24 protein-coding genes are annotated in these 25,829 nt (G+C 58.0%); 15 read left to right on the forward strand and 9 right to left on the reverse strand.

Annotation, left to right across the window (positions count from 1 at the left end; all coding sequences use genetic code 11):
• The first annotated feature begins 7 nt into the window (after positions 1–7).
• From mdcC to mdcH, 6 genes are all read left to right on the forward strand, one after another.
• Positions 8–307 (forward strand): malonate decarboxylase acyl carrier protein, encoded by a 300-nt coding sequence (gene mdcC / locus Q3V30_RS03560; RefSeq protein WP_306210536.1) that lies wholly within the window; start codon positions 8–10, stop codon positions 305–307.
• Positions 300–1,133 carry a biotin-independent malonate decarboxylase subunit beta gene (locus tag Q3V30_RS03565; protein WP_306210538.1) on the forward strand — a complete coding sequence of 278 codons (834 nt, stop codon included), beginning with the start codon at positions 300–302 and terminating at the stop codon, positions 1,131–1,133. The genes mdcC and Q3V30_RS03565 overlap by 8 nt, the downstream gene beginning before the upstream one ends.
• Positions 1,133–1,933: a biotin-independent malonate decarboxylase subunit gamma gene (gene mdcE / locus Q3V30_RS03570; protein ID WP_306210540.1), complete on the forward strand. Its 801-nt coding sequence runs from the start codon at positions 1,133–1,135 to the stop codon at positions 1,931–1,933. Before Q3V30_RS03565 ends, mdcE begins: the two co-directional genes overlap by 1 nt.
• A gap of 132 nt (positions 1,934–2,065) precedes the next feature.
• Positions 2,066–3,025 carry an AEC family transporter gene (locus tag Q3V30_RS03575; RefSeq protein ID WP_306210542.1) on the forward strand — a complete coding sequence of 320 codons (960 nt, stop codon included), beginning with the start codon at positions 2,066–2,068 and terminating at the stop codon, positions 3,023–3,025.
• A 1-nt stretch (position 3,026) separates the two neighbouring features.
• Positions 3,027–3,641 (forward strand): malonate decarboxylase holo-ACP synthase, encoded by a 615-nt coding sequence (locus tag Q3V30_RS03580; protein ID WP_306210544.1) that lies wholly within the window; start codon positions 3,027–3,029, stop codon positions 3,639–3,641.
• A 210-nt stretch (positions 3,642–3,851) separates the two neighbouring features.
• The gene (gene mdcH / locus Q3V30_RS03585; protein ID WP_306210545.1) at positions 3,852–4,757 is read left to right on the forward strand and encodes a malonate decarboxylase subunit epsilon; all 906 of its coding nucleotides are present in this window, start codon (positions 3,852–3,854) and stop codon (positions 4,755–4,757) included.
• Here the strand turns inward: mdcH and Q3V30_RS03590 are convergent.
• A complete protein-coding gene (locus tag Q3V30_RS03590; RefSeq protein WP_306210547.1) occupies positions 4,732–5,670 on the reverse strand; it encodes a LysR family transcriptional regulator in 939 nt (312 codons plus the stop codon). The two genes, mdcH and Q3V30_RS03590, sit on opposite strands and share 26 nt — an antisense overlap.
• A gap of 212 nt (positions 5,671–5,882) precedes the next feature.
• Here Q3V30_RS03590 and Q3V30_RS03595 point away from each other — a divergent pair, with 212 nt between their 5' ends.
• The 5 genes from Q3V30_RS03595 (at position 5,883) to Q3V30_RS03615 (ending at position 12,143) form a co-directional block, all read left to right on the forward strand.
• On the forward strand, positions 5,883–6,956 hold the full coding sequence (locus Q3V30_RS03595; protein ID WP_306210549.1) for an ABC transporter ATP-binding protein: 1,074 nt from the start codon (positions 5,883–5,885) through the stop codon (positions 6,954–6,956).
• Between the two features lie 22 nt (positions 6,957–6,978).
• A complete protein-coding gene (locus Q3V30_RS03600; protein ID WP_306210551.1) occupies positions 6,979–7,959 on the forward strand; it encodes an ABC transporter substrate-binding protein in 981 nt (326 codons plus the stop codon).
• A 3-nt stretch (positions 7,960–7,962) separates the two neighbouring features.
• Entirely contained in the window at positions 7,963–9,702 is a 1,740-nt protein-coding gene (locus Q3V30_RS03605; protein ID WP_306210553.1) for an ABC transporter permease, read from the forward strand.
• Positions 9,690–10,760 (forward strand): MBL fold metallo-hydrolase, encoded by a 1,071-nt coding sequence (locus Q3V30_RS03610; protein WP_306210555.1) that lies wholly within the window; start codon positions 9,690–9,692, stop codon positions 10,758–10,760. Before Q3V30_RS03605 ends, Q3V30_RS03610 begins: the two co-directional genes overlap by 13 nt.
• A gap of 111 nt (positions 10,761–10,871) precedes the next feature.
• The gene (locus Q3V30_RS03615; protein ID WP_306210557.1) at positions 10,872–12,143 is read left to right on the forward strand and encodes an acid phosphatase; all 1,272 of its coding nucleotides are present in this window, start codon (positions 10,872–10,874) and stop codon (positions 12,141–12,143) included.
• 35 nt (positions 12,144–12,178) lie between these two features.
• Here the strand turns inward: Q3V30_RS03615 and abgT are convergent, their stop codons facing one another.
• From abgT to Q3V30_RS03630, 3 genes are all read right to left on the reverse strand, one after another.
• Positions 12,179–13,708 carry a p-aminobenzoyl-glutamate transporter gene (gene abgT / locus Q3V30_RS03620; protein WP_306210559.1) on the reverse strand — a complete coding sequence of 510 codons (1,530 nt, stop codon included), beginning with the start codon at positions 13,706–13,708 and terminating at the stop codon, positions 12,179–12,181.
• Between the two features lie 106 nt (positions 13,709–13,814).
• Positions 13,815–13,955, reverse strand: a complete 141-nt coding sequence (locus tag Q3V30_RS03625; RefSeq protein ID WP_306210561.1) for a hypothetical protein — start codon at positions 13,953–13,955, stop codon at positions 13,815–13,817.
• A complete protein-coding gene (locus Q3V30_RS03630; RefSeq protein WP_306210563.1) occupies positions 13,955–15,271 on the reverse strand; it encodes an amidohydrolase in 1,317 nt (438 codons plus the stop codon). The genes Q3V30_RS03625 and Q3V30_RS03630 overlap by 1 nt, the downstream gene beginning before the upstream one ends.
• A gap of 270 nt (positions 15,272–15,541) precedes the next feature.
• Here Q3V30_RS03630 and Q3V30_RS03635 point away from each other — a divergent pair, with 270 nt between their 5' ends.
• Positions 15,542–16,465: a LysR family transcriptional regulator gene (locus Q3V30_RS03635; RefSeq protein ID WP_306210565.1), complete on the forward strand. Its 924-nt coding sequence runs from the start codon at positions 15,542–15,544 to the stop codon at positions 16,463–16,465.
• Between the two features lie 92 nt (positions 16,466–16,557).
• Positions 16,558–17,058: a GNAT family N-acetyltransferase gene (locus Q3V30_RS03640; protein WP_306210567.1), complete on the forward strand. Its 501-nt coding sequence runs from the start codon at positions 16,558–16,560 to the stop codon at positions 17,056–17,058.
• Between the two features lie 149 nt (positions 17,059–17,207).
• Here Q3V30_RS03640 and ftnA read toward each other — a convergent pair whose 3' ends face one another.
• Together ftnA and Q3V30_RS03650 are read right to left on the reverse strand one after the other, a co-directional pair.
• A complete protein-coding gene (gene ftnA / locus Q3V30_RS03645; protein ID WP_306210569.1) occupies positions 17,208–17,717 on the reverse strand; it encodes a non-heme ferritin in 510 nt (169 codons plus the stop codon).
• A 644-nt stretch (positions 17,718–18,361) separates the two neighbouring features.
• Positions 18,362–18,580 (reverse strand): helix-turn-helix domain-containing protein, encoded by a 219-nt coding sequence (locus Q3V30_RS03650; RefSeq protein WP_306210571.1) that lies wholly within the window; start codon positions 18,578–18,580, stop codon positions 18,362–18,364.
• Between the two features lie 126 nt (positions 18,581–18,706).
• On the opposite strand from Q3V30_RS03650, the gene Q3V30_RS03655 reads away from it, so the two are divergent.
• Entirely contained in the window at positions 18,707–18,922 is a 216-nt protein-coding gene (locus Q3V30_RS03655) for a helix-turn-helix domain-containing protein (RefSeq protein ID WP_306210573.1), read from the forward strand.
• Positions 18,923–19,008: 86 nt separating this feature from the next.
• Here Q3V30_RS03655 and Q3V30_RS03660 read toward each other — a convergent pair whose 3' ends face one another.
• Positions 19,009–20,214 (reverse strand): MFS transporter, encoded by a 1,206-nt coding sequence (locus Q3V30_RS03660; RefSeq protein ID WP_306210575.1) that lies wholly within the window; start codon positions 20,212–20,214, stop codon positions 19,009–19,011.
• Between the two features lie 95 nt (positions 20,215–20,309).
• Here Q3V30_RS03660 and Q3V30_RS03665 point away from each other — a divergent pair, with 95 nt between their 5' ends.
• Positions 20,310–21,245, forward strand: coding sequence for a LysR family transcriptional regulator (locus tag Q3V30_RS03665; RefSeq protein WP_306210577.1), 936 nt, complete (start codon positions 20,310–20,312; stop codon positions 21,243–21,245).
• Between the two features lie 105 nt (positions 21,246–21,350).
• Here Q3V30_RS03665 and Q3V30_RS03670 read toward each other — a convergent pair whose 3' ends face one another.
• Both Q3V30_RS03670 and pqqF read right to left on the reverse strand, forming a co-directional pair.
• Positions 21,351–23,006: a methyl-accepting chemotaxis protein gene (locus tag Q3V30_RS03670; RefSeq protein ID WP_306210579.1), complete on the reverse strand. Its 1,656-nt coding sequence runs from the start codon at positions 23,004–23,006 to the stop codon at positions 21,351–21,353.
• Between the two features lie 167 nt (positions 23,007–23,173).
• Entirely contained in the window at positions 23,174–25,828 is a 2,655-nt protein-coding gene (gene pqqF / locus Q3V30_RS03675) for a pyrroloquinoline quinone biosynthesis protein PqqF (protein ID WP_306210581.1), read from the reverse strand.
• Position 25,829 lies beyond the last annotated feature (1 nt).

A 25,829-nucleotide genomic window follows, 5' to 3' on the forward strand; every position in this document is an offset into this window, starting at 1 on the left:
GGACGTTATGGAACAGATCACAATTTCCCTTCCGGCTACGCGCCAGCTCAGCGGTAAAGCGCTGGCGGGTGTGGTGGGCTCCGGGGATATGGAAGTGCTGTTTGTTGCCGATGGCAGCCAGCAGCTTACCGTCACGCTGACCACTTCCGTCGATAACAGCCAGGCACGCTGGCAGGCCCTTTTCAACCGTCTGGCTGAATTTGGCGAGCTTCCGGCAGGGCAGATGACCATTCACGATTTTGGCGCCACGCCGGGCGTGGCCCGTATCCGCATTGAGCAGGTATTTGAGGAGGTGGCTGATGCGTAACGACAGCAGCTTTATTGAACTGAAAGCCCGTCAGCGCGCGAAACTGCTGCTTGACCAGGGCAGCTACCGCGAACTGCTGGATCCCTTTGCCGGCATCATTTCTCCGTGGCTCGGCCCGCAGGGTATCGTGCCGCAGTCCGATGACGGCATGGTAGTGGCGAAGGGCACCATTAACGGGCAGCCCGCCGTGATCGTCGCGATTGAAGGCGCGTTTCAGGGCGGCAGTATGGGCGAAGTCTCCGGGGCCAAAATGGCCGCTGCGCTGGAGCTGGCGGCAGAAGATAATCGCAACGGCATCCCAACCCAGGCCGTTCTCTGTCTGGAAACCGGCGGCGTGCGCCTGCAGGAAGCCAATCTTGGTCTGGCGGCGATTGCCGATATCCATGCGGCGATTGTCGATCTCCGTCGCTATACGCCGGTTATTGGCATCGTGGCGGGTACCGTAGGCTGCTTTGGCGGCATGTCGATTGCCGCCGCGCTCTGCAGCTACCTGATCGTTACCCGCGAGGCGCGACTGGGGCTGAACGGCCCGCAGGTTATCGAGCAGGAAGCGGGCATTGAAGAGTATGACTCCCGCGATCGGCCCTTTATCTGGAGCATGACCGGCGGGGAAGTCCGTTATCAAAGCGGGCTGGTGGACGCGCTGGTAGAGGATGGTCAGCAGGCGGTGAAGCAGGCGATGAATGCGGCTCTTGCCAGAGGTGTTCCGGCACAGCACCGCACCGATAAGTATGAGGATTTTTTGTCGCGCCTGAGCCAGTTCGACACAGCAAAACAGGCCGACAGCGAACAAATCAGGGCGCTTTTTGCCCGGGAGGATCAGTAATGAGCCAGAAAATCAGCCGTGGTGAGCAGTGGCTCGCCCTGCTTACCCACAACGCACCCCGCCTGAGCGGACTTTGCCCCTCAGTGCAGGTGGCCGACGGGGAAATTAATGGCCAGCCAGCGCGCTTTGTGGCCGTGATCCCGGACGCGCAGAACCACTACCCACGAGCCGCCAGAGGCGAAGTGGGGCTGCTGGAAGGCTGGACGCTGGGAAAAGTGGTCAGTGAAACCGTGGCAGAAGATGCAGACAAGCCGCAGAAACGCGCAATCGTGGCGGTTATCGACGTGCCAAGCCAGGCCTATGGCCGCCGCGAGGAGGCGTTCGGCATTCACCAGGCGCTGGCGGCAGCGGCAGCGGCTTATGCCAACGCGCGCCTGGCAGGCCATCCGGTGATTGGGCTGATAGTGGGGAAAGCGATGTCCGGGGCGTTTCTGGCCCACGGGTATCAGGCAAACCGGCTGATCGCCTTTAACGATCCCGGCGTGATGATCCATGCGATGGGTAAAGAGGCGGCGGCACGCATCACGCTGCGCAGCGTGGAGTCGCTGGAAAAACTGGCAGAAACCATTCCGCCTATGGCCTACGACATCGCCAACTATCAATCGCTGGGGCTGCTGGAGAGCCTGCTGGATATCAGCAACCCGGATGCCCCTTCCGCCGACGACCTTGCCACCGTTGAACAGACGCTGAGTGACGCCGTCAACACTGCCCGCCAGGATCCGGGGCTGAAAGCGCGGTTAAAAGCGAAAAATCGTCACAGCTCCGCACTGGTACGCGAGAAAATGCGCGCCGCCTGGTAAAGAGCGTTCAACAACTAATAAGACAAACCTGCCAGGCCGCTTTTTGAGCACGCCATTGCGTGCTCAAAAAGCGGCCTGAAAAAAATAATAATCATCGCGCCTGTGCTTCTCTCAACTTCTACAGGTGATGTTATGACTTACGTAATAGTACATGCTCTGGCACCGATCTTCGTCATTATGCTGCTGGGCTTTTATGCCGGTAAAGCGAAGATGGTGGACAATAAAAATGTTTCCCTACTCAATATTTTTGTCATGGATTTTGCGTTACCGGCGGCGCTCTTTACCGCTACCGTCCAGACTCCCTGGGCCGGGATTGTTGGCCAGTCACCGCTGATTGTGGTGCTGGTGCTGTCGATGTGGGTGGCGTACGCCGCGTTCTATTTTTTATGCATTAAAGTGTTCCACAAGTCACCGCAGGATGCAGCAGTGCTGACGCTGACGGTTGCCCTGCCGAACTATGCCGCGCTGGGCCTGCCGATCCTGGGTAGCGTGCTGGGGGAAAGCTCCGGCACCTCACTCTCCGTCGCGGTCTCTATCGCCTGTGGATCGGTACTGATGACGCCGTTCTGCCTGCTGATTCTGGAGCGTGAAAAGGCGCTGGCGGCGGGTGGCGAACACAAATCGAGCCTGGCGATGCTGCCGGTGCTGATGTGGCGTTCGGTAACCAAACCTATTGTCTGGGGTCCGCTGCTGGGCGTGGTGCTTTCAGCGCTGGGTATTCGTATGCCTGAGCTGCTGCTCTCCACCATCAAACCCCTGGGTCTGGCTGCCACCGCGGCGGCGCTGTTCCTGACCGGGCTTATTCTGTCAGCACGTCAGCTGAAAATGAACAGCGCGGTAGTGGTCGCCAGCCTGACCAAACTGCTGATCCAGCCGTTAATCGCCTGGGGACTGGTGATGGCACTGGGCCTGCACGGCCAGATAGCGATTACCGCTATTCTGATGATTGCGCTCTCAGCCGGTTTCTTTGGCGTGGTGTTTGGTAACCGTTTTGGCGTCTCTTCGCCGGATGCGGAAGCGGCTCTGCTGATCAGTTCAGTATTGTGTATCATTACTTTACCGCTGTTTATCTCGTTAACTTCAGGAATGTAAGATGGTTTTCACCCTCCGCGCGCACGATCTGCTCTGGCTTGCCAGCGCTAACCACCTGCAGGGCGAGCTGCCTGAGTGGGTCAGCAGCCAGTGGCGTTCGGCCCTGCCGCTGGTGGTGCGCCGGGACCAGGATGCCGCCGGGCGGATTCCGGTAGGCATCCGGGGGCTACGCCGCGACCAGCGCGCGGCAGCCTGGGTATCAGCGGATACGGTACGCCGCTGCGTAACGCCGGAGTCGCTCAGCGAGAGTGAGCTTCTGCTCGGTTCGCCCTTTGTCTCACTGCCGCCGGTACAGGCCGCTATCCAGCTGGCGCAGCAGCGCTGGAGCTGGCAGTGGGGCATTACCGGCAGCGTGGGCTATGCGCTGGCGACCGAAGTGCCGGTGATGCATGCCGGAAGCGATCTCGATCTGGTTCTGCGTTGTGACGAGGCCGTTGCGGAAAACGAGCTGGCGAGCTGGCAACAGTTCACCCGGCAATTACCCTGTCGGGTGGATACCCAGGTGGAGACGCCGCAGGGCGCATTTGCGCTGGCGGAATGGCTGCGTGAGGGACGGGTGATGCTGAAAACGAACCGCGGGCCTCGCCTGACGGCGCAACCCTGGCGCGCTGAATAACCAGCCTGACGGTAAAGCCGCAACGCTTGGGGAGCGTCGGATAACCGGCATGATAAAGCCAGCCCCTTTGCAGCGCAGGATAACTGGCATGATAAAGCCAGCACCTGTTTGCAGCGCCGGATAATCAGCATGATAAAGCCGGTGCTTATTAAAGTGCTGTGTGAACAGCCTGACGATGCCGCTAAGGGCTTAACATCGGAGAAAGTCCGGATGAATATTTTGCTTACTTTTCCCGGCCAGGGACCGCAGCGTGCAGGCATGCTGCAACAGCTTCCGGCAGGGGATGAGATTTTACGCCAGGCCAGTGAGGTGCTGGGCGAAGAGGCGGCAGCGCTGGACAGCGCAGAAGCGCTGCGCCATACCCGCGCCGTACAGCTCTGCCTGCTGATTGCGGGCGTGGCGCATGCACGTGCGTTACAGGATCGGGGATTGTTTGCGGATATGACCTGCGGCCTCTCCATTGGCGCCTATCCCGCGGCGGTCATCGCCGGGGCGTTAGCGTTTGAGGATGCACTGCGGCTGGTCTCTTTACGCGGTGAGCTGATGGAGCAGGCTTATCCGCACGGCTATGGCCTGACGGCGATTATCGGGCTGACGCTGAGCCAGCTTGAGCCGCTGCTGGATGAGCAAAGCTGGATCGCCAACATCAATGCCGAACAGCAGCTGGTGATTGCCGGTAGCGATGCCGCCATGCAGCGGGTGGCAGAAAAAGCGCTGGCTGCCGGGGCGCAGAAAACACATCGTTTGGCGGTAAGCGTGCCTTCCCACTGCGCGCTGCTTGCTAAGCCTGCGGAGAAGCTGGCAGAAGCGTTTAAAAGCATCACGCTCTCCCGTCCACGCTGCGCCTATCTCAGCGGCAGCAGCGGCAGGGTAGTGTGGCAGCCGGAACAGATAGCGGACGATCTCGCGTTTAACATGTCGCGCACGGTGCGCTGGCATGAAGCGATGATTGCGGCCAATGAACGCGAAGTTCGTCTGGCCATAGAAATGCCGCCTGGCGTGGTGCTGACCGGGCTGACCCGGCAGGCGTTCAGCGAGGGAGAAGCCCTGTCGCTGGAACAGGGCGGAAGCGATCTGGCGCTGACGCTGGCTAAGCGACTCCGAAACCAGCAGTAGTCCGCTGGCGGCTGTACATCCTGCCCTCTGCCGCCAGGGCCAGCAGATTCGGATCGCGTTCGCGGTTGCGTTCAAACACAATCGCCAGCGTTTGCCGCATCTGATAGGGCGGTGCCAGCTTCAGCAGCTGGACCGAATTTTCATACACCCGTTTCATCCTGCCGGGGATCAACGTCAGCCCCACGCCCGCCTGCACCAGACTCAACATGGAAAAAATATCGTTTACCCGCATCACAATATCCGGCTCGAATCCGGCGATATTAAACGCCTCCTTAAAGCCGTGATAGGTGGCAAACCCCTCAGCCAGCGCCACGAACTTCTGCTGACGAAAATCGCGCAGATCGGCGGGGTGACGGGTATCAAAACCTGACGAGGCAGGCGCAGCCAGGAAAATATCATCTTCAAACAGCGGCAGAGCAACAAAACGGTTAAGGTCGATTTCACTGTCAGTCTGTGAAATCAAAATGGCGTCCAGCAAGCCCTCTTCAAGTTTACTGAGCAAGGCCTGGTTAGAGCCCATCATTAAATCGAGCTCCAGGTCGGGACGGCGTATTTTCATCCCCATGATCAGCTGAGGAATGGTTTCCAGCGTCAGCGAATAGAGGGTACCCAGCCGTAACCGGCCCTGGCCCACGCCTGCCGTTTTGCGCGTCTCTTCAATTCCCCGTGCCATCAGACCCATGACTTCCTGACTGTATTCGCACAGCGTATGCGCGGCAGGCAGCGGAACCAGGTTACGCCCCTGATGGATAAACAGCGGGCAGCGCACGTTCTCTTCCAGCGTGTGCAGGGCGCGATGTACGCTCACGCTGCTGATCCCCAGCGCCTCGGCGGTGCGGGCGATATTGCCGCGCTGCATAAAAGCCATAAAAATATCCAGCTTGCGAAAAGTAATATCCGCATCAATTTTCATCGTTCCGACCTGTTCGTTACCTGAACCAGCAAGAATAGTAGTCCGTTAACCCGCCCGGGGATAACGCATTGATGCGAAAGGGAGGCAAACCTCGCGAATGTGCCACTCAGATCAACTGCAGAGCGTCCGCTGCTCATTGTCACCGCATTGTCATCTGCACAGGGTAGGGTCATTACCGTGACAAACCGCCCAGACGGGAGACCACACGCGCTATGTCCGCGATCCATATTCATCGCCTGACCAAATCGTTTGGCGCACACACCGTGCTGAACAACATTTCGCTGGAGATCCAACACGGTGAATTTATCGCCATTCTGGGTCCTTCCGGCTGTGGCAAAACCACACTGCTGCGAACGCTGGCGGGGTTTGAAACGGTCGACAGCGGTACCATCACCGTGGGTGAAGATCTTTACTCCTCCTCCAGCAGCCACCTTCCGCCCGAAAAGCGCGATTTGAGCATCGTTTTTCAGAGCTATGCGCTCTGGCCGCACATGACCGTAGCGCAGAATGTGGAGTACAGCCTGAAGGTGAAAGGGATCGCCCAGGCTGAGCGACGCCTGCGCGTACACGGCGCGCTGGAGACGGTAGGTCTGGCCGGCTTTGACGACCGCAATCCGGCGGAGCTTTCTGGCGGGCAGCGTCAGCGTGTGGCGCTGGCCCGCTGTCTGGTAGCCCGCCCGCAGGTGGTGTTGCTGGACGAGCCGTTAGCGAATCTGGATGTGCACCTGCGCGCCGCCATGGAGCAGGAGTTCAGCCACTTTCATCAACATTCCGGCGCTACCCTGATCTATATCACTCACGATCAGCAGGAAGCGATGGCCATTGCTGACCGGGTGGTGGTGATGGAGGCGGGACGGGTGATGCAGTTCGCCACCCCGCAAATGCTCTACCGCGAGCCCGCTAATGAGATGGTTGCGCGCTTTATTGATGATGGCCGCCTGGCCCCTGTGCAGCAGGTTGAACCTGACCATCAGGGTCGGGCCTGGGTAACGTTGTTGGGCGCCCGCTTCCTTGTGCGAGCCAGCCCGGATCAGCTCGCCGCGCCGTCGGGCCAGATTTGCCTGCACGCGGCAGACTTACGGCTGGCCGGGCCGGACGAGCCTGCTTTTCCGGTGGTGATACAACGCCTGATTTACCGTGGCGGCTACAGCCAGCTGGAGGTGGCCGCCGGGACGGAGCCTCCCATTCTTCTGACCTTCAACCTGACCGAAACCGCCGCGCTGCGTGCAGGCGACCGCCTGCTGCTGACGCTGCAGGATGGCTGGGTTATTCCTTCTCCACATTGAATAATTTAAGGACTTCAGGGATATGCGCAGACAAACTTTCAGCCTGACCGCTCTGTTACTGGCTACCTGCTCGCTTACCGCCGCCGCCGCTGAGGGCAAACTGGTTATTTATACTTCTCAGGCTCCCGAAATTGCGCAGCAGACCATTGACGCTTTTAAGGCCGCCAACCCCGGCATTGAGGTGGAGTGGACGCGTAACGGCACAACGCAACTGATGAACGTGCTGCGTACCGAAAAGATGAGCGGCCAGGTGAAGCCGGACGTGCTGCTGGTGGCGGATGCCATCAACCTCGGGGCGCTGAAAAAAGAGCAGATGCTGATGGCTTATCCTGACGCGCCGGTCAGCCATATCCGCGCCAACTATTATGATAAAGACAAAACCTGGTTCGGCACCAAAATCATCGCCACGGTGATTGGCTACAACACTAAAAATGCGCAGCCTGTCGACAGCTGGATGGCGCTGACCGCCCCGGAGAACAAAGGGCAGGTCGCCGTGCCGAGTCCGCTCTACTCTGGCGCTGCGCTCTATCACCTGCATACCGCCATCAACACGCCGGAGATTGGCTGGGGCTTCTACCAGAAGCTGGCGGCCAACGGCGTAACGCCGGAGGGCGGCAACGGCCCGGCGCTGAAAGCCGTCGCCAGCGGCATAGCAAAATATGGGGTGATCACCGACGCGGATATTATCCGTGCCAGAAAGCAGGGCTCGCCCATCGACCTGATCTACCCGAAGGAGGGCGCATCGTTTGTTACCGAGCCAGTGGCGATCCTTTCCGGTGCGCATAACGTACCGGCGGCTAAAGCCTTTGTGGATTTTATGCTCTCTGAGAAAGGGCAGCAGCTGGTCACGCAGCAGGGCAATCGTCCGATTGATAACCGCGTGGCTGCTCCAGCAGGGTTTGCCCCACTCGACAGCATCAAACTGCTGACGCTGGATGTGGATAAAGCGGTGGCGGACGATCGGCAGGTGCGCGACAGATTTACCGAAATCTTTGGTGGATAAGCGATGAGCGTCCTGCCGCTGGTGTCACGTAAGAGACCGGGAAAAGGGATCCGCTGGCCTTCCGGTGAGCAGGGGATCCTCTGGCTGCTGACCTTGCTGATTGGCCTGCTCTCTGTCGCGCCCCTTGGCCGTCTGCTCTGGACGGCGATCGCCCCGGAAGGGGTGCCGGATCTTACGCGCCTGCAGCAGCTGACTGGCACAACGCGGGTTCTGCGGGCAACAGGAAATACGCTGACGATCGCGCTCTCTGCGACGGTTATCGCGGTGGTGGTGGGGACGCTGGCGGCCTGGCTGGTGGCACTGAGTGATATGCGGGCAAAACAGGCCTGGGTCTTTGCCTTTATTCTGCCCCTGATGATCCCGCCGCAAATCACCGCGCTGGCGTGGCTGCAGGCGCTCTCACCTTCCGGGATGATCCTGTCAGGCCTAAAGGCGCTGGGTATGCCGATCTTTTTGCAGGGCGGGCAGCCGCTCTACTCCATGTCGGGCATTATTGTTCTGCTCGGCCTGCACAACGCTCCGCTGGTGTTTCTCTCCGTGCGGGCTGGCCTGCGCCGTCTGCCTGCTGATTTGGTCGAGGCAGCGCGGATAACCGGAGCCTCTTCCCTGCGGGTGATGGTGACGGTGGTGCTGCCGCTGGCTCGCCCGGCTATCTTTGCCGGGGCCGCGCTCTCTTTTGTCGCCGCAGCGGGAAACTTTGGCATTCAGGCGATGCTGGGGATCCCTGGCCGCGTGCCGACGCTGATTACGCTGGTCTATCAACAGCTCAACAACAGCGGCCCCGGCTCGCTGCCGGATATGGCGGTGCTGTCGATTCTGATTGCCGCCATCACGCTCGGCGGCCTGCTGCTGAGCGGGTTTCTTGGCGGCAGGCATGATGTGCGGGTGACCGGCACGCCGCGTCGGCTCCAGCAGCCGCTGAACCGCTGGCGGCTGCCGGTGGAAATGGTGGTGTGGACAGCGATTGGGTTGACGCTGATCATGCCGCTTTCTGCCCTGCTGACCACCTCGCTCACCAGCGGGTTTGGTCAGGCGCTGAACTGGCAGTCGCTGACCTTAGCCAACTACCGCAACGCGCTGTTCGACTATCCCGCCGTTCGCCACGCCTTTTTCACCAGCCTTGGACTGACGATCGTGGCGGTAGTGATATTGACGGTTGTCGCATTGTTTATGGCTTTCTTCCTGACCTGGCAACGTACCCGCCTGGTCGGCCTGCTGCATCTCTCCAGCGAACTGGCTTATGCCCTGCCGGGGATTGTGACCGGCATCGCCGCTATCCTCTTCTTTCTGAAGCCGCTCCCGCTGCTGAACGTCAGCCTGTACGGCACGGTGTGGATTATCCTGGCGGCCTATCTGTCGAATTTCCTCGCGCTGGTGCTGAGGCCGACGCTGGCCGGATTCGCACAGATAGAGCGTTCGCTGGATGAAGCGGCGCAGCTGGCCGGTGCGGGATTCCTGCGGCGTATGCGCGATATCCTGCTGCCGCTGGCGGCACCCTCGGCGCTGGCCGGTGCCATTCTGGTCTTTCTTACCGCGCTGAATGAAATTCAGGTTTCCATTTTGCTGGTCACCGCCAACTCGCAAACGCTGGGGCCAATGATCCTCTTTCTGGATGAGGGCGGCTCGTCAACCCTGGCGGCTGCGGTGGGCTGCCTGATGATCGTTATCGTCCTGCTCTTTATGCTGCTGGCCACCCGGCTGGCAAGAAGATTGCCCGAGGGGGTATTGCCATGGCAAGCGTAACGGTAATCAGCGGCGTGGGAGAGAAACTCCCGGCGGCTTTTCTGGTAGAGAATCATGGCTATCGTCTGCTGTTCGATCTGGGCGAAGGGCCGCAGCCTGGCGTGCGGCCAGATATTCAGGCGATTGGCCGGGTGGATGCTATTTGTCTGACTCATTCGCACGGCGACCATATTGGTTCGCTGCAGGCGCGCGAGGCGCTGGGCAATCCGCCGGTGTATGCCTCCAGGCAAACCTGGCAGCAGATCCCGGAGCAGTGGGTTGACGAACGCGACCGTTACGTGCTGCCGTTGAAGGGACATCTGTCGGTGGGACCGCTGCCTCTGCTCTGCGGACGGAGCGGACATGCACCCGGCGCCATCTGGTTCCATCTTCCGGACAACGGCGGGCTGACCTATATGGGTGACTGGAGCCGTGAATCACTGCTGCTGCCGTTCGATCCGCCGCCTGCCGCTAACCTGCTGATTACCGATGCTTCCTACGGCGACCGTACCGAACCGCTTGTCGATCAGATTGAGCAAATCGCACTGGCGGTCAAAGGCGGGGCGGTGTTGCCGGTACCGGTTAATGGCCGCGGGCCAGAGATGGCGCTGCAGTTGCTCTCACGCGGCATTCGGGTACTGCTCTGCCCGGAAATCCGTAAAGAGATCGCCGCCCTGCTTGCAGAACCCAGCGGCATCTGTTCCCGGCTGCAGCTTCAGCTGCTGGAGGTGTTGCACCATCAACCGGAGCAGCCTGATTACACCCAGGGGCAGGTCATTATCGCCACCGATGCGATTGCCGACAGCGGGCTGGCCGCAAAGCTGAGCCAGCGCAGGGGATTCCGCTTTATCTTCAGCAGCCATACGGCAGAGGGCACCCGCGCCCGCGAAATGCTGGATGCCGGACAGGCACGCTGGATCCCGTGGAACGTTCATCCGCCGCTGGGGGATCAGCTTGAACTGATCCGCGCCACGCGCGCCCGCAAAGTTATTGCTGCCTTTGTTGCGGAGCATGACGTCCGGCAGCTCGCGGCCCGCTCTCCGGCGCCGCTTATCTGGGAGCGGGAGATCACTTTTTAGTTCGCTTTGGCCTGCATTTGGTAACAAAATATGCTTTGCCACATTTCTGACATATTTCTCTTCCAGCATGGCTGCAGCTTACTCACGCCCCTGATTTTATAAGGAACGACAATGCGTTATCGTTACTCCCTGCTCGCTGCTGCCCTGATGTTAAGCCAGCTCACCCAGGCTAGAACTGCGCTCCCAGGTTTCGAAAGCATCCGCGCGCTCGTTGACAGCACCACGCCCGCCAGCGACAACGCAGAGTTCGTGACGTTTGACGCGGCGATCCAGCAGTCGCTGATCGACGCCCTGAAAGGCGATGCGGCGACCCTGACGCGTGACCAGCTGGAAGAGAGCAGGCAGAGTAAAAAGCTGGCGGATAAGAAGTGGCTGAAGGAGAGCGGCTATGACTTTATGAAGAAAGAGAATCAGCAGGCGGGCATTGCGCTGTTAAGTGCTTTTCCGGCGCTGCCGAAAAGCACGATTGCGGCCAGCCTGAAAACGGTGGAAAACATCAACCTGAACGCCACTCAGGGGCAGCGCACGCAGGCGCTGATTGACGCAGAAGGGCAGGATCACCTCTTTTTCCTTGCCGACGCGCTGGGACCAAAGCTGGGGCAGGCGTTCCTGAATGCTTATAACAAGGGTGAAATCGGTAAGGCCGCCGCGCTGATTAAAGCCAGCGAAGTCAGCACCAGCACCGCGAAAAAGCATTTTAATAATCCCCGTCCCTTCCTGATTGAGGGCAACAGGATCCACTTCGTGCCGGATACGGCCATTGTCAAAGGCAGCCAGCCTTATCGCGCAACCGAAGGCTCTTATCCCAGCGGGCACACTAATACGGCCTATACCGATGCGCTGCTGCTGGGCGAAATGGTGCCAGAGCGATTTGTGCCTTTAGTGGACCGCGCTGCTCGCTATGGCTATTCGCGTATGGTGCTGGGCGTGCATTACCCCATCGATCTGATCGGCTCGCGGATGGTAGCGCAGCGTAACGTAGCGCACTATCTCAACGACGCGAAATACCGCGGACTGTTTATCGAAGCCCGCGATCAGCTGCGTCAGGCGCTGGCGAAAGAGTGTGGTACGTCACTGGAAGCGTGTGCCAGACCTGCCGGTGCTGCCGATCCTTACACCTCGCCAGAGATGAAAACGTTCTACCGCTTCACCCTGACTTACTCTCTGCCGCAGCAGAAGGCGGCCTGGTCGCCGGTGGTGGTGCCGGAAGGGGCTGAAGTGTTGCTGAAAGGGCCATTGCCCGATCTGACCGATGCGCAGCGCCGTCAGCTGATGATCTCTACCGCGCTTGCAGGCGGTTATCCGCTCTCCGGCACCACGCCAGAGCAAAACTTCTGGCAGCGCCTGAATCTGCATGACGCGGTCACTGCGGCACAGCGGTAAGTTTTTCAGGGCGGCTTTCGTCGCCCTTTGAGTCGTTACTGCGCAGGCATGCCCGGCCAGACGCCGGGGCCAATCGGCAGGCCCAGCGCATACCACGCCAGCAGCAGCAGGATCCAGACGCTGAAGAACACCAGCGGATAGGGCACGATCAGCATGTAATAGGTACCCAGTTGGGCATCTTTACGGTAACGCTGCAGGAAGCCCAGGAACAGCGGCAGGAAAGGGGACATTGGGGCCAGCGGCAGCACCGAAGAGTCTGCAATACGGAAAATCATCTGCGCGAAAGCGGGATGGAAGCCCAGCAGCATAAACATCGGCACAAATATCGGCGCCAGAATCGACCAGATAGCGGAGCCGCTGGCGATAAACATACAGAGAAACGCCGAGAGGAACATCAGGCCGATAAACGCAGGCGCGCCGGTCATCCCTGCGGATTCAAGAATATCCGTCAGGCCTACCGCCATAAATTTGCCCATGTTGCTCCAGTTAAAGAACGCCACAAACTGCGACAGCGGGAAGACCATCACAATAAAGCCCGCCATGCTCTTCATCGGCTCGATCAGCTGGTGCGGAACGTCATCCGGACGCTGGATCTGCCTGGTCACCACGCCGTAGGTAATAGCCACCGCAAAAAAGAACAGAATGATCAGCGGTACAATGCCCTGAATAAACGGCGAGGGAATGATTGTGCCGCTGCCAGGCTGGCGCAGCGGAGCACCTTCAGGTACCACCAGCAGCGCCACCAGGCCGATAAAAATCAGCGCGGCCAGGCCGCTCATCAGCAGCCCACGGTTTTGTAACGGCGTCAGCTTTGCCAGCTTCTCTTCACGGTTGCCATGCCAGGCTGGCAGGCGCGGCTCAACAAATTTATCGGTTAACAGGCCGCCCGCAATCGTCAGCACCACCACTGAGGAAGCCATAAAGAACCAGTTATCCACCACGCTGACGTGCACCGTGTCGCTGACCGCTTTCGCCGCCTCGCTACTGATGCCGGAGAGCAGTACGTCGGTAGTGACAATCAGCAGGTTGGCCGTAAAACCGGAAGCTACCCCGGCGATAGCGGCCAGCAGGCCAGCAACCGGGTGGCGCCCAACGGCGATAAACATCAGCGCCCCCAGCGGTGGCATCACCACCAGCGCCGCATCCGAGGAGATATGGCTGAAGAAGGCGATGAACAGCACCATGTAGCTGGCATAACGGGCGCTGACAAACGACGCCATTTTATGCATCAGCGCCTGCAGCAGACCGACCTTCTCCGCCAGCCCGGCACCGATCATCAGTGCGAGGATCGATCCCAGCGGGGCGAAGCCGCTGAAGTTTTTGATGATATTCGGCAGGATCCACTGGATGCCCGCCACGCTGAGCAGATTCTTTACCCGGATCAATTCGCCGTTGGCCGGGTTTTTCACCGAGACATTCAGCCAGGAGAGCAGGGCGGTGGCTACCATCAGCACCACGATCAGATAGACGAACAGCAGGAACGGATTGGGGATTTTATTGCCGACGCGCTCAATCCAGTAAAAAATCTTGCCCGGGCTTTTTCCCGGAGTGGTTGCTTCACTCATGCATTACCCTCTGATCTTGGTTGTGTTTGCTTATGCTTATAATTTTAGGGCTGGGATCTTGCCCAGCCTCGGGTCTGACGGCGGTGCTAAGCCAGCGGCGAAGGGGCTACCCCAGCCGGGATCGGGCAGAGAAGGTTTCAGTGAAGCGCGTATCGGGATGCTCCCAGACAGCATCGTTCAGGGCGGTGAAGTGGGCCTGGTTCTGCTCAATGTAGTGCGCCATAAAGGCGCTGAATTCGGCAGACATTACGCCTCCTCCCGGAAGTCCTGAATGTTGAAGGCGAGCGCCGCCAGGGTTTTCACCGCGGTTGCCATTACCTGTTCATTGAAATCAAACTTCTCGTTATGGTGCCCGGCGCTCAACTCCGTGCCAAAAATGATGTAGGAAGCCTGGCCGCCCAGCTCTTTAACCCGTTCCATCATATAGGTGGCATCTTCCGAACCGGCTGCCTGCTCCCGCTTATCCACCAGCGAGGTGAGTTCCGGGATCTGGCCTGCCTGCTGGCGAATGAAGTTGACCCAGGGCTGCGTGGGCTGGCTGCTGCGGGCGGCGCCCATTAGCGCGATCTCGTGCTGAACGTCATACATCGCGGCGGCGCCAGCCAGCGCCTGAAGGGCTTTCTGGTAGATAAAATCGTTAATTTCATTGGTGGCGCCCCGGGTTTCCACCTTCATAAAGGCGCGGTCGGCAACCACATTCCGGCCTGTTCCCGCCTGCAAAACGCCTACGTTAATGCGGGAGCTGCCGCCGCTGTGCTGGGGTAGCGTGTGCAGCGCCAGCGTAGCCTGGGCGGCGGCAAGCAGCGCATTATTACCCTCTTCGGGACGGGCTCCGGCATGGGAGGCCACGCCGCGAAAGGTGACATCCAGCTTGGTGGTCGCCATAAAGCTGTCGTTTCCGCAAACCAGTTCACCCGCCGGAACGCCGGTGCCGATGTGGATAGCGGTAAAGAAGTCGACATCATCAAGCACGCCTGCGGCCACCATCGATTTAGCGCCGCGCGTACCCTCTTCGGCAGGCTGGAAGATCAGTTTAATTGTCCCGGTCAGGCGCGACTCAAACTGCTTCAGGACCTGCGCCAGGCCCAGACCAATAGTGGTATGCCCGTCATGACCGCAGGCATGCATCATCCCTTCATTGCAGGAGGCGAACCCTTCGGCAAAGGGGCGGTGCTCCGGTTCCTGCAGCTCGATTACGTCAAGGGCGTCCATATCCACACGAAAAGCGATGACCGGACCGGGGCGGCCCGTTTCCAGCGTGGCGACGATGCCGCAAAATCCGCCGGAGAAATGTGACAGCCACTGCGGCAGCGCGCCCTGACTCAGCGCACGCTGCTCCTGTTGCGCCAGCACTTCCGCAGAGGGCAATCCCATACGGCTCTGTGCATCAATCACCTCCCGGCCCAGCTTCAGGGAGTAGCCTAACCGGTGCAGTTCTTCTGCCACCAGCGTGGCGGTGCGGAATTCCAGCCAGCCCGACTCGGCAAATTTATGCAGGTCACGGCGTCGCTCTTGCAGAGCAGGGGTAATTTCACGGACAAAATCGGCAACAGCTTGATCCATTTTCTCTTCCTCGGAATGACAGGATAAATTTCGCAGGCAGCGAAACAGGCCCGAAATTTATCAGGGATGTAAAAAACGTGTTCTGGGTCGTAATACGGCAACTGCTGCGCCGCAATCAGTCAGTACGATGCTGCGTTGGGGAACATTTGGCCTGGAGAAAAGCCGGATGAAAACGGTCTCTTTTTTGACTTTACACAGTGGCAGCAGAGGTAAGAAGATGCCAATATCTTTTTACTGATAAACAGTGGTTATCATCCAGCCAGAGGATTTATGCCTGCTTCCATTAAGCTCCATCAGCTCCGTGCTTTTGTTGATGTTACCCGGGAAGGCAGCATTCGCGCCGCTGCCCGGGCGTCCGGTTTGTCGCAGCCAGCCTTAACAAAATCGATTCAGGAACTGGAGGAAGTCCTTGGCGCACGGCTGTTTATCCGCCGCAGGCAGGGGGTGGTGCTGACGGATATAGGAGATAACTTTTTCCAGCACGCCAGCCTGATCCTTGAGGAGCTGAGGGTTGCTCAGGAGGATATTCAGCAGCGTCTGGGGCAGGCTGGCGGGACGGTGAATATCGGCATAGGCGGCAGTATTGCACGCGCAATTATGCCGCAGGTGATAACTCAGTTTCATCGCCAGTACCCTAACGTAAAGGTCAGAATCGTGGAAGGGCAGCTGGTGTCGATGATCCCGGAACTGCGGCAGGGGGAGCTGGACTTCACCATCAATACCTATTATCAAAGCCATCTGGATAATGAGCTGAGCTACGAACGGCTGATGGATCGTGAATACCGGGTAGTGGTGCGCAAAGGGCATCCCTGCGAACACGCTACCTCGCTGGCAGAGTTGCAGCACTGCGACTGGACCATGCCGACACCTAAAGGGAGCTACTACCGCTTATTACACGAGCTGTTTACCGAGATGGGCATGGCCCCCTCTGTCAGCGTCACCTGTGAAACCTTTATGACCTGTATCAGCCTGGTGGCGCAAAGCGACTTTGTCAGCATCCTGTCGCTGGATGTTATCTCCGATCCTGTTCTCGGCAATCAGCTGGTCTCCCTGGCGATCAAGGAGAAACTGCCCAGGGCCACGTTTTATCTGATACAGCGCAAAGATATGACCTTAACCCCAATGAGCGCGCACCTTGCCAGACTGTTCCGTATGCATTGCCAGGGTGTAAAATTCCCGCTGGAGGAGCCGTAACCCCGGGATAAGATAGCGGCAAAATGAGGGGTAAATTTTGCGTGATTACGTGATACAGTGTTTTTTATCACCCCCTTAGCAAGAGAGCAGGCATGATGACGCAAACCGTGTCACTTCATCGCTATCAACCCCGTTTTCATCAGGGTGTCGTGGATCTGATTCTGCCGATCCAGACTCAGGAGTTTGGCATCGCTATCACCGCGCAACAGCAGCCGGATCTCAATGAGATAGAGGCATTTTACCAGCGCGGCATGGGCGATTTCTGGCTGGCCCTGGCGGGCGACAGAGTAGTGGGCTGCATTGGGCTAAAAGATATAGGGCAGCAGCAGGCTGCTCTGCGCAAAATGTTTGTGGCAAGCGACTTCCGGGGCAAATCTCAGGGAGTGGCGAATGCATTACTCAACACGCTGCTGGGCCATGCAAGCCAGCGAAAACTGGCGACCATCTGGTTAGGCACCACCGATAAATTCCTTGCCGCACACCGTTTTTACGAGAAAAACGGCTTCCGGGAAGTGAGCGTAACCGCTCTGCCAGAAGCCTTCCCGCTGATGGCGGTGGACAGTAAATTTTACTCTCTCTCTATGCCAAAATAGTCGCGCAGACCACCCGCTACTCGCTTGCAGTGGCTGTCAGAGAAGCAGGGCAGTAACCATTAAAAAAGGAGGCTTGCGCCTCCTTTTTTATAGCCACTTTTGCTGCTCATCCTGCGGTCTGTATCAGGCAGGGAAGTCAGCAATAATCCTTAAGCCTCTGGATTACTGGTGTTGCTCATCTTCATCAAATCTTTATCCACGAAGAACATACCCTGACCACCGGTACCAACCAGCGCCAGCTTATCCAGCACAGATTTGAACAGCTTCTCTTCTTCATGCTGCTCAGAAACGTACCACTGCAGGAAGTTAAAGGTGGAGTAGTCCTGTGTGGTCATCGCTGCGTGCGCCAGTTCGTTGATTTTGCCGGTGATCAGCTTCTCGTGCTCATAAGCCTGCTCCAGCACTTCATTCAGTGAGTTAAACGTCACTGGCGGTGCAGCAATGCTGCCCAGGACCGGCATGGCGCCGGTGTCGCTCAGATAGTTGAACAGACGCTGCATATGCTGCATCTCTTCCACAGAGTGCTCGTGCATGAAGGAGGCAGCCCCTTCAAACCCCTTATCCGCACACCAGGCGCTCATCTGCAAATAGAGATTGGCAGAATAAAACTCCAGGTTTAACTGGTCATTCAGTTTAGCGATCATATCGGCAGTCAGCATAGTGGCTCCATCAGGCAAGAGAAATAAATTTAAAAGAGTAATTGGGCGTATTATGCACTTCTGTTGCGGAAATAAAAACCGTTTGTTGGAATTATTATGAGCGCATAACATTATGAAACTTAAGTGATAATTATTACGGCATGAATGTTACTTATTCCATTATTCAAATGGTTTTGATAACCATTCTTATTGTTATCTGGTGCGGAAAAACAGCGTCCGCTCGCGCTGTAAAAAGAGTAAAAATAAGTTTTCCCTTACTGAGTAAGGGAAAATATCACGATTCCATCATCAGAAGATCGAGAATAGCCAGGGCAGGGCTTCGCCGTGCTTTGGTACTTAACCACGTCTGAGAGTAAAGGAGTACCATTAACGGCAAGAGATAGATCTTACGATGGCCTGATGGCAGCAGAGTATGGCGTGCTATGGCAAACCTGGTTTTGCGCAGGCTCAACTGATGGAAGCCTTCAACGCGAAACGCTGCTCTTTCCGCAATACCGGCGATAAAATTCGGGGAAATATTATTTTTTTTGCAATTAAAAGGAAAATATATTTTTTTAAAAGCGCGGAGAGGAAATTATTTTAATTTATGGGCAACAGAATGAATTAACTCAATATAAAAAATTAAAAATATTTAATCTTTGCCATTAAAACTCAATCAGCGTTTTCATTTCAGTGCCAAGGCCTGCGGCCAGAACAGCAATAACTTCCAGAGTAGGGTTCCGTAAACCTCGTTCAATACCAGAAACATAGGTCCGATCCAGCCCGCATTTTAATGCGAATGCTTCTTGCGACAAGCCTGCCTGCAGTCTGAGTTGTTTAACTCTTTTTCCAAAAAGAACTTTGGTGGTGTTTAGCTTTTCCATGCGCCCAGCATTGCGCTTTGCAGCCTATTAGTCCACGGACTATTAGTCACAATTGAAAAATAACGTGATATGATTATGACTCATAGTCTACATGCAGGGCTTTAACCAGGAAAAAAGAGAGTCATTATGAATAATGAGGACTGGCACCCTGCCGATATTATTGCTGCATTAAAGAAACAAGGGACGACTTTATCCGCGCTGTCCCGAGAGTCCGGGCTGGCTTCTTCAACATTATCAAACGCTCTGCGCCGTCCCTGGCCGAAAGGCGAGCAGCTGATCGCGGCTGCGCTGGGCAAACAGCCTGAAGAGATCTGGCCAACCCGGTACAAAAGAAAAAAATAGCTTCCTGCCGCCTTCTTCTCTCTACTTTTTGCAGCATATTCAGCTCTGCGTCCCTCTCTCATTCTGAATTCCTGCGCCCTGCGTTGTTAAGGATGTAAGTTTTTACTCATCCAGCGCACCACCATACTGCCGAATCCGGCCAGCGTCAGCAGCATCACCACTCCCTGCCAACCCGCCAGTTCAAGGATCACGCTGCCCAGCGCCGATCCTGCAGCCATACCGACAAACACGCCGGTGAACATCAGCGCATTCAGGCGACTGCGTGCTGCCGGCTCCAGGCTGAAAATAATCGACTGGTGTGATACCAGCGTGGACTGCACGCCGAAATCAAACCCCACCGCAGAAACCACGATCAGCGCGAGCTGGTAAGGCACGGGCAACAGCGGCAGCAGAAACATCAGCGCAAACGAGACGGTCGCCAGCGTAGTGCCGATGCGGGTCACCAGTTCCGGTCCGCGACGGTCAGCCAGTGAACCTGCAAGCGGTGCGGCCAAGGCTCCTGCCGCGCCCGCCAGCCCGAACAGGCCTGCGGTGGCGCTGCCCAGATGGTAGATCTCATGCAGCATAACGGCCAGGGTTGACCAGAAAGCGCTGAATCCTACCGAAAGCAGCGCCTGCGCCAGAGTGGCTCTGCGCAGCGCTTTATAACCACTCCACAGATGACGCATGGAGGCCAGCAGTGCCGGATAACTCATGGTGGTACTGGCAGGAATAGCAGGCAGGTTGCGCCAGATGATCAGAGTGATGGCCAGGACCATGAGCGCTGCGGCACCAAACATACTCCGCCAGCCAAAGAATTCCGCCACAAAGCCACTCAGCACCCTGGAGAGCAGAATGCCCAGCAGGAGGCCGGTCATCACTGTGCCGACCGTTTTACCCCGCCGGGCAGCAGGAGAGAGGGTAGCCGCAGCGGGAACAATGTCCTGAGCCATAGTTGCGGTGATGCCAACCGCCAGACTCGCCACCAGCAGCATCGTGATGCCGTTGCTGAAGGCGCTCAGCAGTAAAGCCAGCGTCAGCAGAAGCCCTTTAAGAATGATGATCTGACGACGATCGTGACGATCGCCCAGCGGGGCCAGCAGCAAAATACCCAGCGCGTAACCAATCTGGGTAAGGGTGGGAACCAGCCCAACCGTACTGACGCCCGCATGCAGTTCGTTAACCAGGATCCCCAGCATCGGCTGGCTGTAATAGATGGCGGCGACGGCAAAGCCTGCGCCGGTAGCAAGCATAAAGACGGTACGGCCTGTCAGGCCATTTTCCTGCAGGGAGGCGGTTTCAGCTAAGGACATGATGTTGGCTCATTGAGTGATGATGATCACATTTTTACCCTATTCTCCGGCAATGGGTAGTCCTCTGGCGGGTAAAACTGTTATACGCTGGACGCATGAAAGAAACCCTCTTGTCAGGCATTGACCGTATAGCGTTAATGCAAACCTTTGTGCTTATCGTCGAAGCAGGTAGCCTCTCTGCGGCGGCGCTGCGTCTGGAAACCTCCCAGCCTACAATCAGCCGGAGGCTACAGTCACTGGAACGTCTGCTGGGCGTGAAGCTGCTGCAACGTACCACGCACGTGATGAAGCTGACCGATGATGGCGAGCGCTGTTTTGCCCATGCCAAAGCCCTGGTGGAGCAGTGGCAGGCGATAGAGGACGATCTGCAGGGTGCCGCGCAAGAGCCGAAAGGTCTGCTGCGGGTGCTGGTGCCGCATGCCTTTGGTCAGGATCAGATGATTGGGCCGCTGCAGGAGTATCTGCAACGCTATCCCAAAATGCGGGTGGAGTGGATGCTCAGCGACAGGCGACCAGACTTTATTGCTGAAGGCGTTGACTGCGCCGTGCACGTCGGTATGGTGACCGATCCTTCTGTGGTGGCGCTGCTGGTGGCTGAGATCCCGCGCATTGTGGTAGCCGCGCCACAACTTCTCGCTTCCGGTCTTGTGGTTGAACATCCCGCCGGGCTGGCAGAGTTACCCTGGGTGGCGCTGAGTACCTTCTATCGTCAGCAGGTTACCCTGACCTGCGAGCAGCAAGAGACGCAGCATATTGCTATCCATCCTCAGCTGCTGACAGACAGTCTCTATGCCCTACGCAATGCAATGCTGGCAGGTATGGGGGCGGGCATCGCCTCATCCTGGGCGGTGAAAGAGGATATTGAGCAGGGGCGACTGCTGCACCTCTGCCCGGAGTGGCATGCGGCACCGCTACCCATTTATCTGGTTTATCCTTATGCCCGCTTCTATCCCGCCAAGCTGCGACGCTTTCTGGAGATGATGCGTGAAGTGCTGCCTATTATCGGCGGCACGCAGGCACCGGTAAAATAGCGCGCTTACCGACAGCCCCTGTCAGACAACCTCATCATCACTCCAGCGGAAAATTCTCTCCGCCAGCCCGGCCCTGTCAGCTTGCGACAGGGCCGGAGAAACAGATTAAAACGTCTCCCAGTTTCCTTCTTCAGCACTCACCGCCAGCGCTTTACGTGGCGCGGGAGCTTTCAGCGTTTTTACCGGCTTGCTGACGGGCGTCGGCTGACCGATTTTAAATACTGCAACGGCCTGTGAAAGCCGGCTTGCCTGCTCCTCCAGCGAAGCGGAGGCCGCCGCAGATTCCTGTACCAGCGAGGCGTTCTGCTGCGTTACGCGGTCCATCTCTGTCACCGCCAGCCCAATCTGATCGATACCGCGGCTCTGCTCATCTGAAGCTGAGGCGATTTCGCCCATAATGTCCGTCACGCGCACCACGGCATTAACGATATCGTGCATGGTTTCGCCAGCGGTGGCGACCTGCAGCGATCCGGCATCCACACGGCTGACCGAGGCCTCAATCAGCGTTTTGATCTCTTTCGCAGCCTGCGCGCTGCGCTGCGCTAAATTACGCACTTCACCGGCAACTACGGCAAAACCACGCCCCTGTTCGCCCGCGCGTGCAGCCTCCACCGCTGCGTTCAGTGCCAGAATATTGGTCTGGAAAGCGATGCCGTCGATAACGCTGGTGATATCGGCAATTTTCTTTGAGCTGCCGGCAATTTCGCTCATGGTTTTCACCACACCATCCACTACCTTACCGCCTTTCTCTGCGGTATCGGAGGCGCTTTTCGCCAGTTGGGAAGCCTGACGGGCGTTTTCAGCATTCTGCTTCACGGTGGCGGTCAGCTCTTCCATACTGGCGGCGGTTTGCTCCAGTGAGGCCGCCTGCTGCTCGGTGCGGGAAGAGAGATCGTTATTACCGAGGGAGATTTCGCTGGCACCGGTAAAGATAGCATCAGAGCTTTCGCGGACATGGCCCACGGTGACAATCAGCGACTGCTGCATGGCGGTGAGATTGCTGGCGAGCAACGCCATCTCACTGCGGCCTTCTACCGCCAGCGTGGTCGAAAGATCGCCCGCCGCAATGCGCTGAATATGAGCCAGAAGCTGTTTCAGTGGCGTCAGCAGCACGCGCTTAATCACCACCCACACGGAGATAACCAGCAGCAACAGCACCACCACCACGGTTGCCAGCGTCCACATCATATGCGTGAACCCGGTCTGATTCTCTTTCATCCCCACGGCCAGCAGCTCACTGTTCTGTTCCCGCCAGCGATCGTAGCTGTTTTCGAGTTCGTCCTGCGCTTTCTGCGCATCCAGATTACCGTAGGCCTCGTAGTTATTGGCGCCCAGATACTGAATCGACATCTTCATCGTATCGGCCATCTGCTGGTAGCGATCGCTCACCGCAGTCGCTAACTCACCCTTCTGGCCGCTCTGCTGCGGTGCCTGCTTATAGTTAGAAAAGTGGAAGGCCGCGTCATCCAGTGTGGTAGAGGCGGTGGCAAGCAGTTTAGTGATGCCGGCAAGCGTTGCGGGGTCGGTCTGCTTCTTCAGGATACGGATGGCGGCACGGTTAATGGTGATGCGGGTTTTGAGCAACGTCTGTACAGCGTCACTGAGCTGCCCCTGCTGCTGGGTCAGTACGCTGGCACGCACAAAGTTATTTTTATCCTGGCTGATGGCGTTAAAGGAGAGGCCGCTGGAGAGCAGCAGCAGCGCACTGAAGACGATCAACATAATGAGAATGCTGGTAACGACTTTAATATTTTTAAGCATGGTGCTGACTCTGTAGGGGAAGATAACCTGGTAAAAAGGTTATCGGTACAAAGTGGCTGAACTTTAAGCACTCTCAGGGGCAGATTGAAGACCGTTGTTATTACTTACGATCCTGCTCTCAGCCGCCCGGCGAAGTTTCAATCCTTTTCACGGAAGAGCGTTCTGAGTTACTCAGCCCAAATCCAGCCCGAACGCTCTGTGGCCAACCGCCGGGAATAGTGGCGGAGTTTATCCGGGGAGAAAGCGGCAAAGATAGAGGAGGTTAATTCGGGTAAATTCAGCTGCTGTTGCTGCCAGTGCGCCATGCATTGGGCTGCGGTATTCATTGCCTGGGCGGGAAGGGCGGCAATCAACGCAGCGGATTTATTTCGTAGATCTTCTTCGGTGAGATCGGCAATAACATCGGTCATATCGCGGATAAAATTCACGATATGAGCTTTAAGCTGATGGGTGTTCAGCGTGGGCGACTGAAGCGCAAACAGCAGGCCTGCCTCACCGGCAGAGTGATGATAGCGGCAGCTCACCACGTAGCCGATATTCAGCTCAACCCGCAGCCGCTGGAAAAATTCCGGCTCGTAGAGCGCAGCCAGCAGTTGCCAGGCGGCCAGGCACTCTGCCGTGCGATCGATCAGCGGGCAGAAGAGTAGCAGGGCGGCCTCTTCGCGGGTTGTCGCCGCAGGCAGGGGACTCTTTGCCAGCAAAGCAGAGTCTTTATCATCTCTCTTCACTGAGGCTGGCCGGACCGGCTGTTGCGACGTATGTGGCGCTTCCGGCAACTCCCCATGCGGCCAGCGGGAAAGCAGCCTTGAAATCGCCTCCTGCAACGCTGCATCGCCACCGTACAGCGTGCCCTGCCACAGCAGCGCCGCCAGGCTGGAGGCAGTGGCCTCACTGTAAGAGACGGGCAACGGGCCGGTCTCACTCCGGCTTGCGGGCGCTGACTGAGGATCGCCGACACCCTCCTCCGCCATTCTGCTGGTCATCGCTTTTGAAGGCGAACTTATCAGCTCAGGCAGACGGGCCAGCAGCACGCGGACAGCAATATCCGCCGACTGCGACTGCATCGCCTGATGGTAACGTCGCTTGCCCTGGGAAATCATCGCCGGGGAGAGCGTACCGAGCGCGTCGATCGCAGCGGCCAGCATTGTCAGCAACAGATCCGGCTTTGCGCTGAGCTGAAGCAGCCAGATCCCCTGCTGTTGCGCAAAACTCAGTTCGCCGCCCTGGTGCAGGCATTGGCCGATAACCGGCTGCAACGCCGCCTCCACAAGCGCGGCGGCCTGGCGAGAGAAGGAACCAGCCGCAGGTTTCAACATTAGCACAGGCTGGCATAAGGCTGGGAAGTGCAGCAGAGGAGCCTTTTCATCCGGCAGAGCGGGAAGCCTGCCAGCTTCTCCCGGCGTATAAAACGCCATCTCCGGCCCGTTGCCGGGAAGGCTGGATCGCCAGTCGATGGCACCGGTCTGCAGCGTGAAACCTTGGAGCTGTACAGGGCTGGCGTCAACGTGGGATGAGGTCCAGAGTGCCGTCAGCTTTTCCGGCTGAAGCTCTGACAACAGGGCCTGCCACCCTTCTGTCAGCGGCACGTCTCGCGTGGGAGGAACAAAACCAAAGGCGCGCGCCCGCAGCTGATCCAGCGCAGAAAGCTGCGCAAAGCGACGCCGTGCCAGGGCCGCGTAATGGCTGAGCAGATCCTCATTCAGCGTTGCCAGCTGCTGCAGCCAGCGGCTGAACAGCGCTTCCACGGCTGAAGGCAGGGAGCCTGCCGGTGAGGCCAGCGCACTGCAGATGGCTCCGCCTTTACCCGATACAGTTTCAATGGCTGATGGCGTGAATTCGGTTGATGAGGCCAGCGCACTGCGGATCGCCTCACCTTTGACAGGGGCAGATTCTGTGGCACAGAGTTCAAACTGCACGCTGATTACCGACTGGCGTGGAGCGCGGTAAGGTTCGAGCAGCGCTACCTCATCGGCCAGCCCCAACTCACGCAGCGTTGCCAGCAGGCTGCGTTCAGCCCTGTCCGTCAGCAGTTCGCGCAGCACAGCAAGCATTTCCGGCGTGGCAGAGAGCGCTGCGCTGAGCTGAAGGCGCTCTGCGCTGGCGAGATGCAGCCCGTAGTGGCGAGGCGAATTCAGCGTGAGCGGCTGAATTTCCGGTTCGCTGGCGGCAGGCGCAGAGGAGAAGATCGCGCCCACCTCTTCAGCAAGCTCAGCCAGCGCTGCAGCGGACTGCGGCCCCTGTAGCCACAGTTCCAGCTTTTCAGCCCGGAAAAAGCGCTGATGATAAGCCTGTAAAGCCTGCTGCAGCGCCGCGTCATCTTCACCAAAGGCAGCGCGATTGCCGACATGAAATGCCTGAAAGGAATGCGGCGTGGTAAATGCCTGGCTCAGCGCGGCTTCACACAACGTCTCTGTATGGCGGGATAAGAGCTGGAACTCGGCATCAATGACCGTGGCTTCCCGGCGTACCGACTCCCGGCTCAGCAAGGGGCTGGCAAGCATATCTGTCAGCCGCCGCAGGCCCGGCCTGAGTTTTTCCGCTGCGATTTCAAAAAACCAGGCGGTGTGGTGAGCATGCGTGGTGGCGTTAAGCCGGGCACCGTTAGCCGGCCCCCAGGCCATCAGCCGCTGCTGCTCCTGATACTTTTCGCTACCGGCAAACAGCACATGCTCCAGCAGATGCGCCAGGCCTGGCCACTCGCGTGGGCCGTCATGACTGCCCGCAGCAAGCTGGATCAGTGCGGCGGCACGGCTGGCATCGGGATCGTGGATCAGGTTGACCCGCAAGCCGTTCGCCAGAGTGATGCGCCGCACTGCCTGCATC

Source organism: Erwinia pyri, from assembly GCF_030758455.1.
In the GTDB taxonomy this organism is placed as follows: Bacteria; Pseudomonadota; Gammaproteobacteria; order Enterobacterales; family Enterobacteriaceae; genus Erwinia; species Erwinia pyri.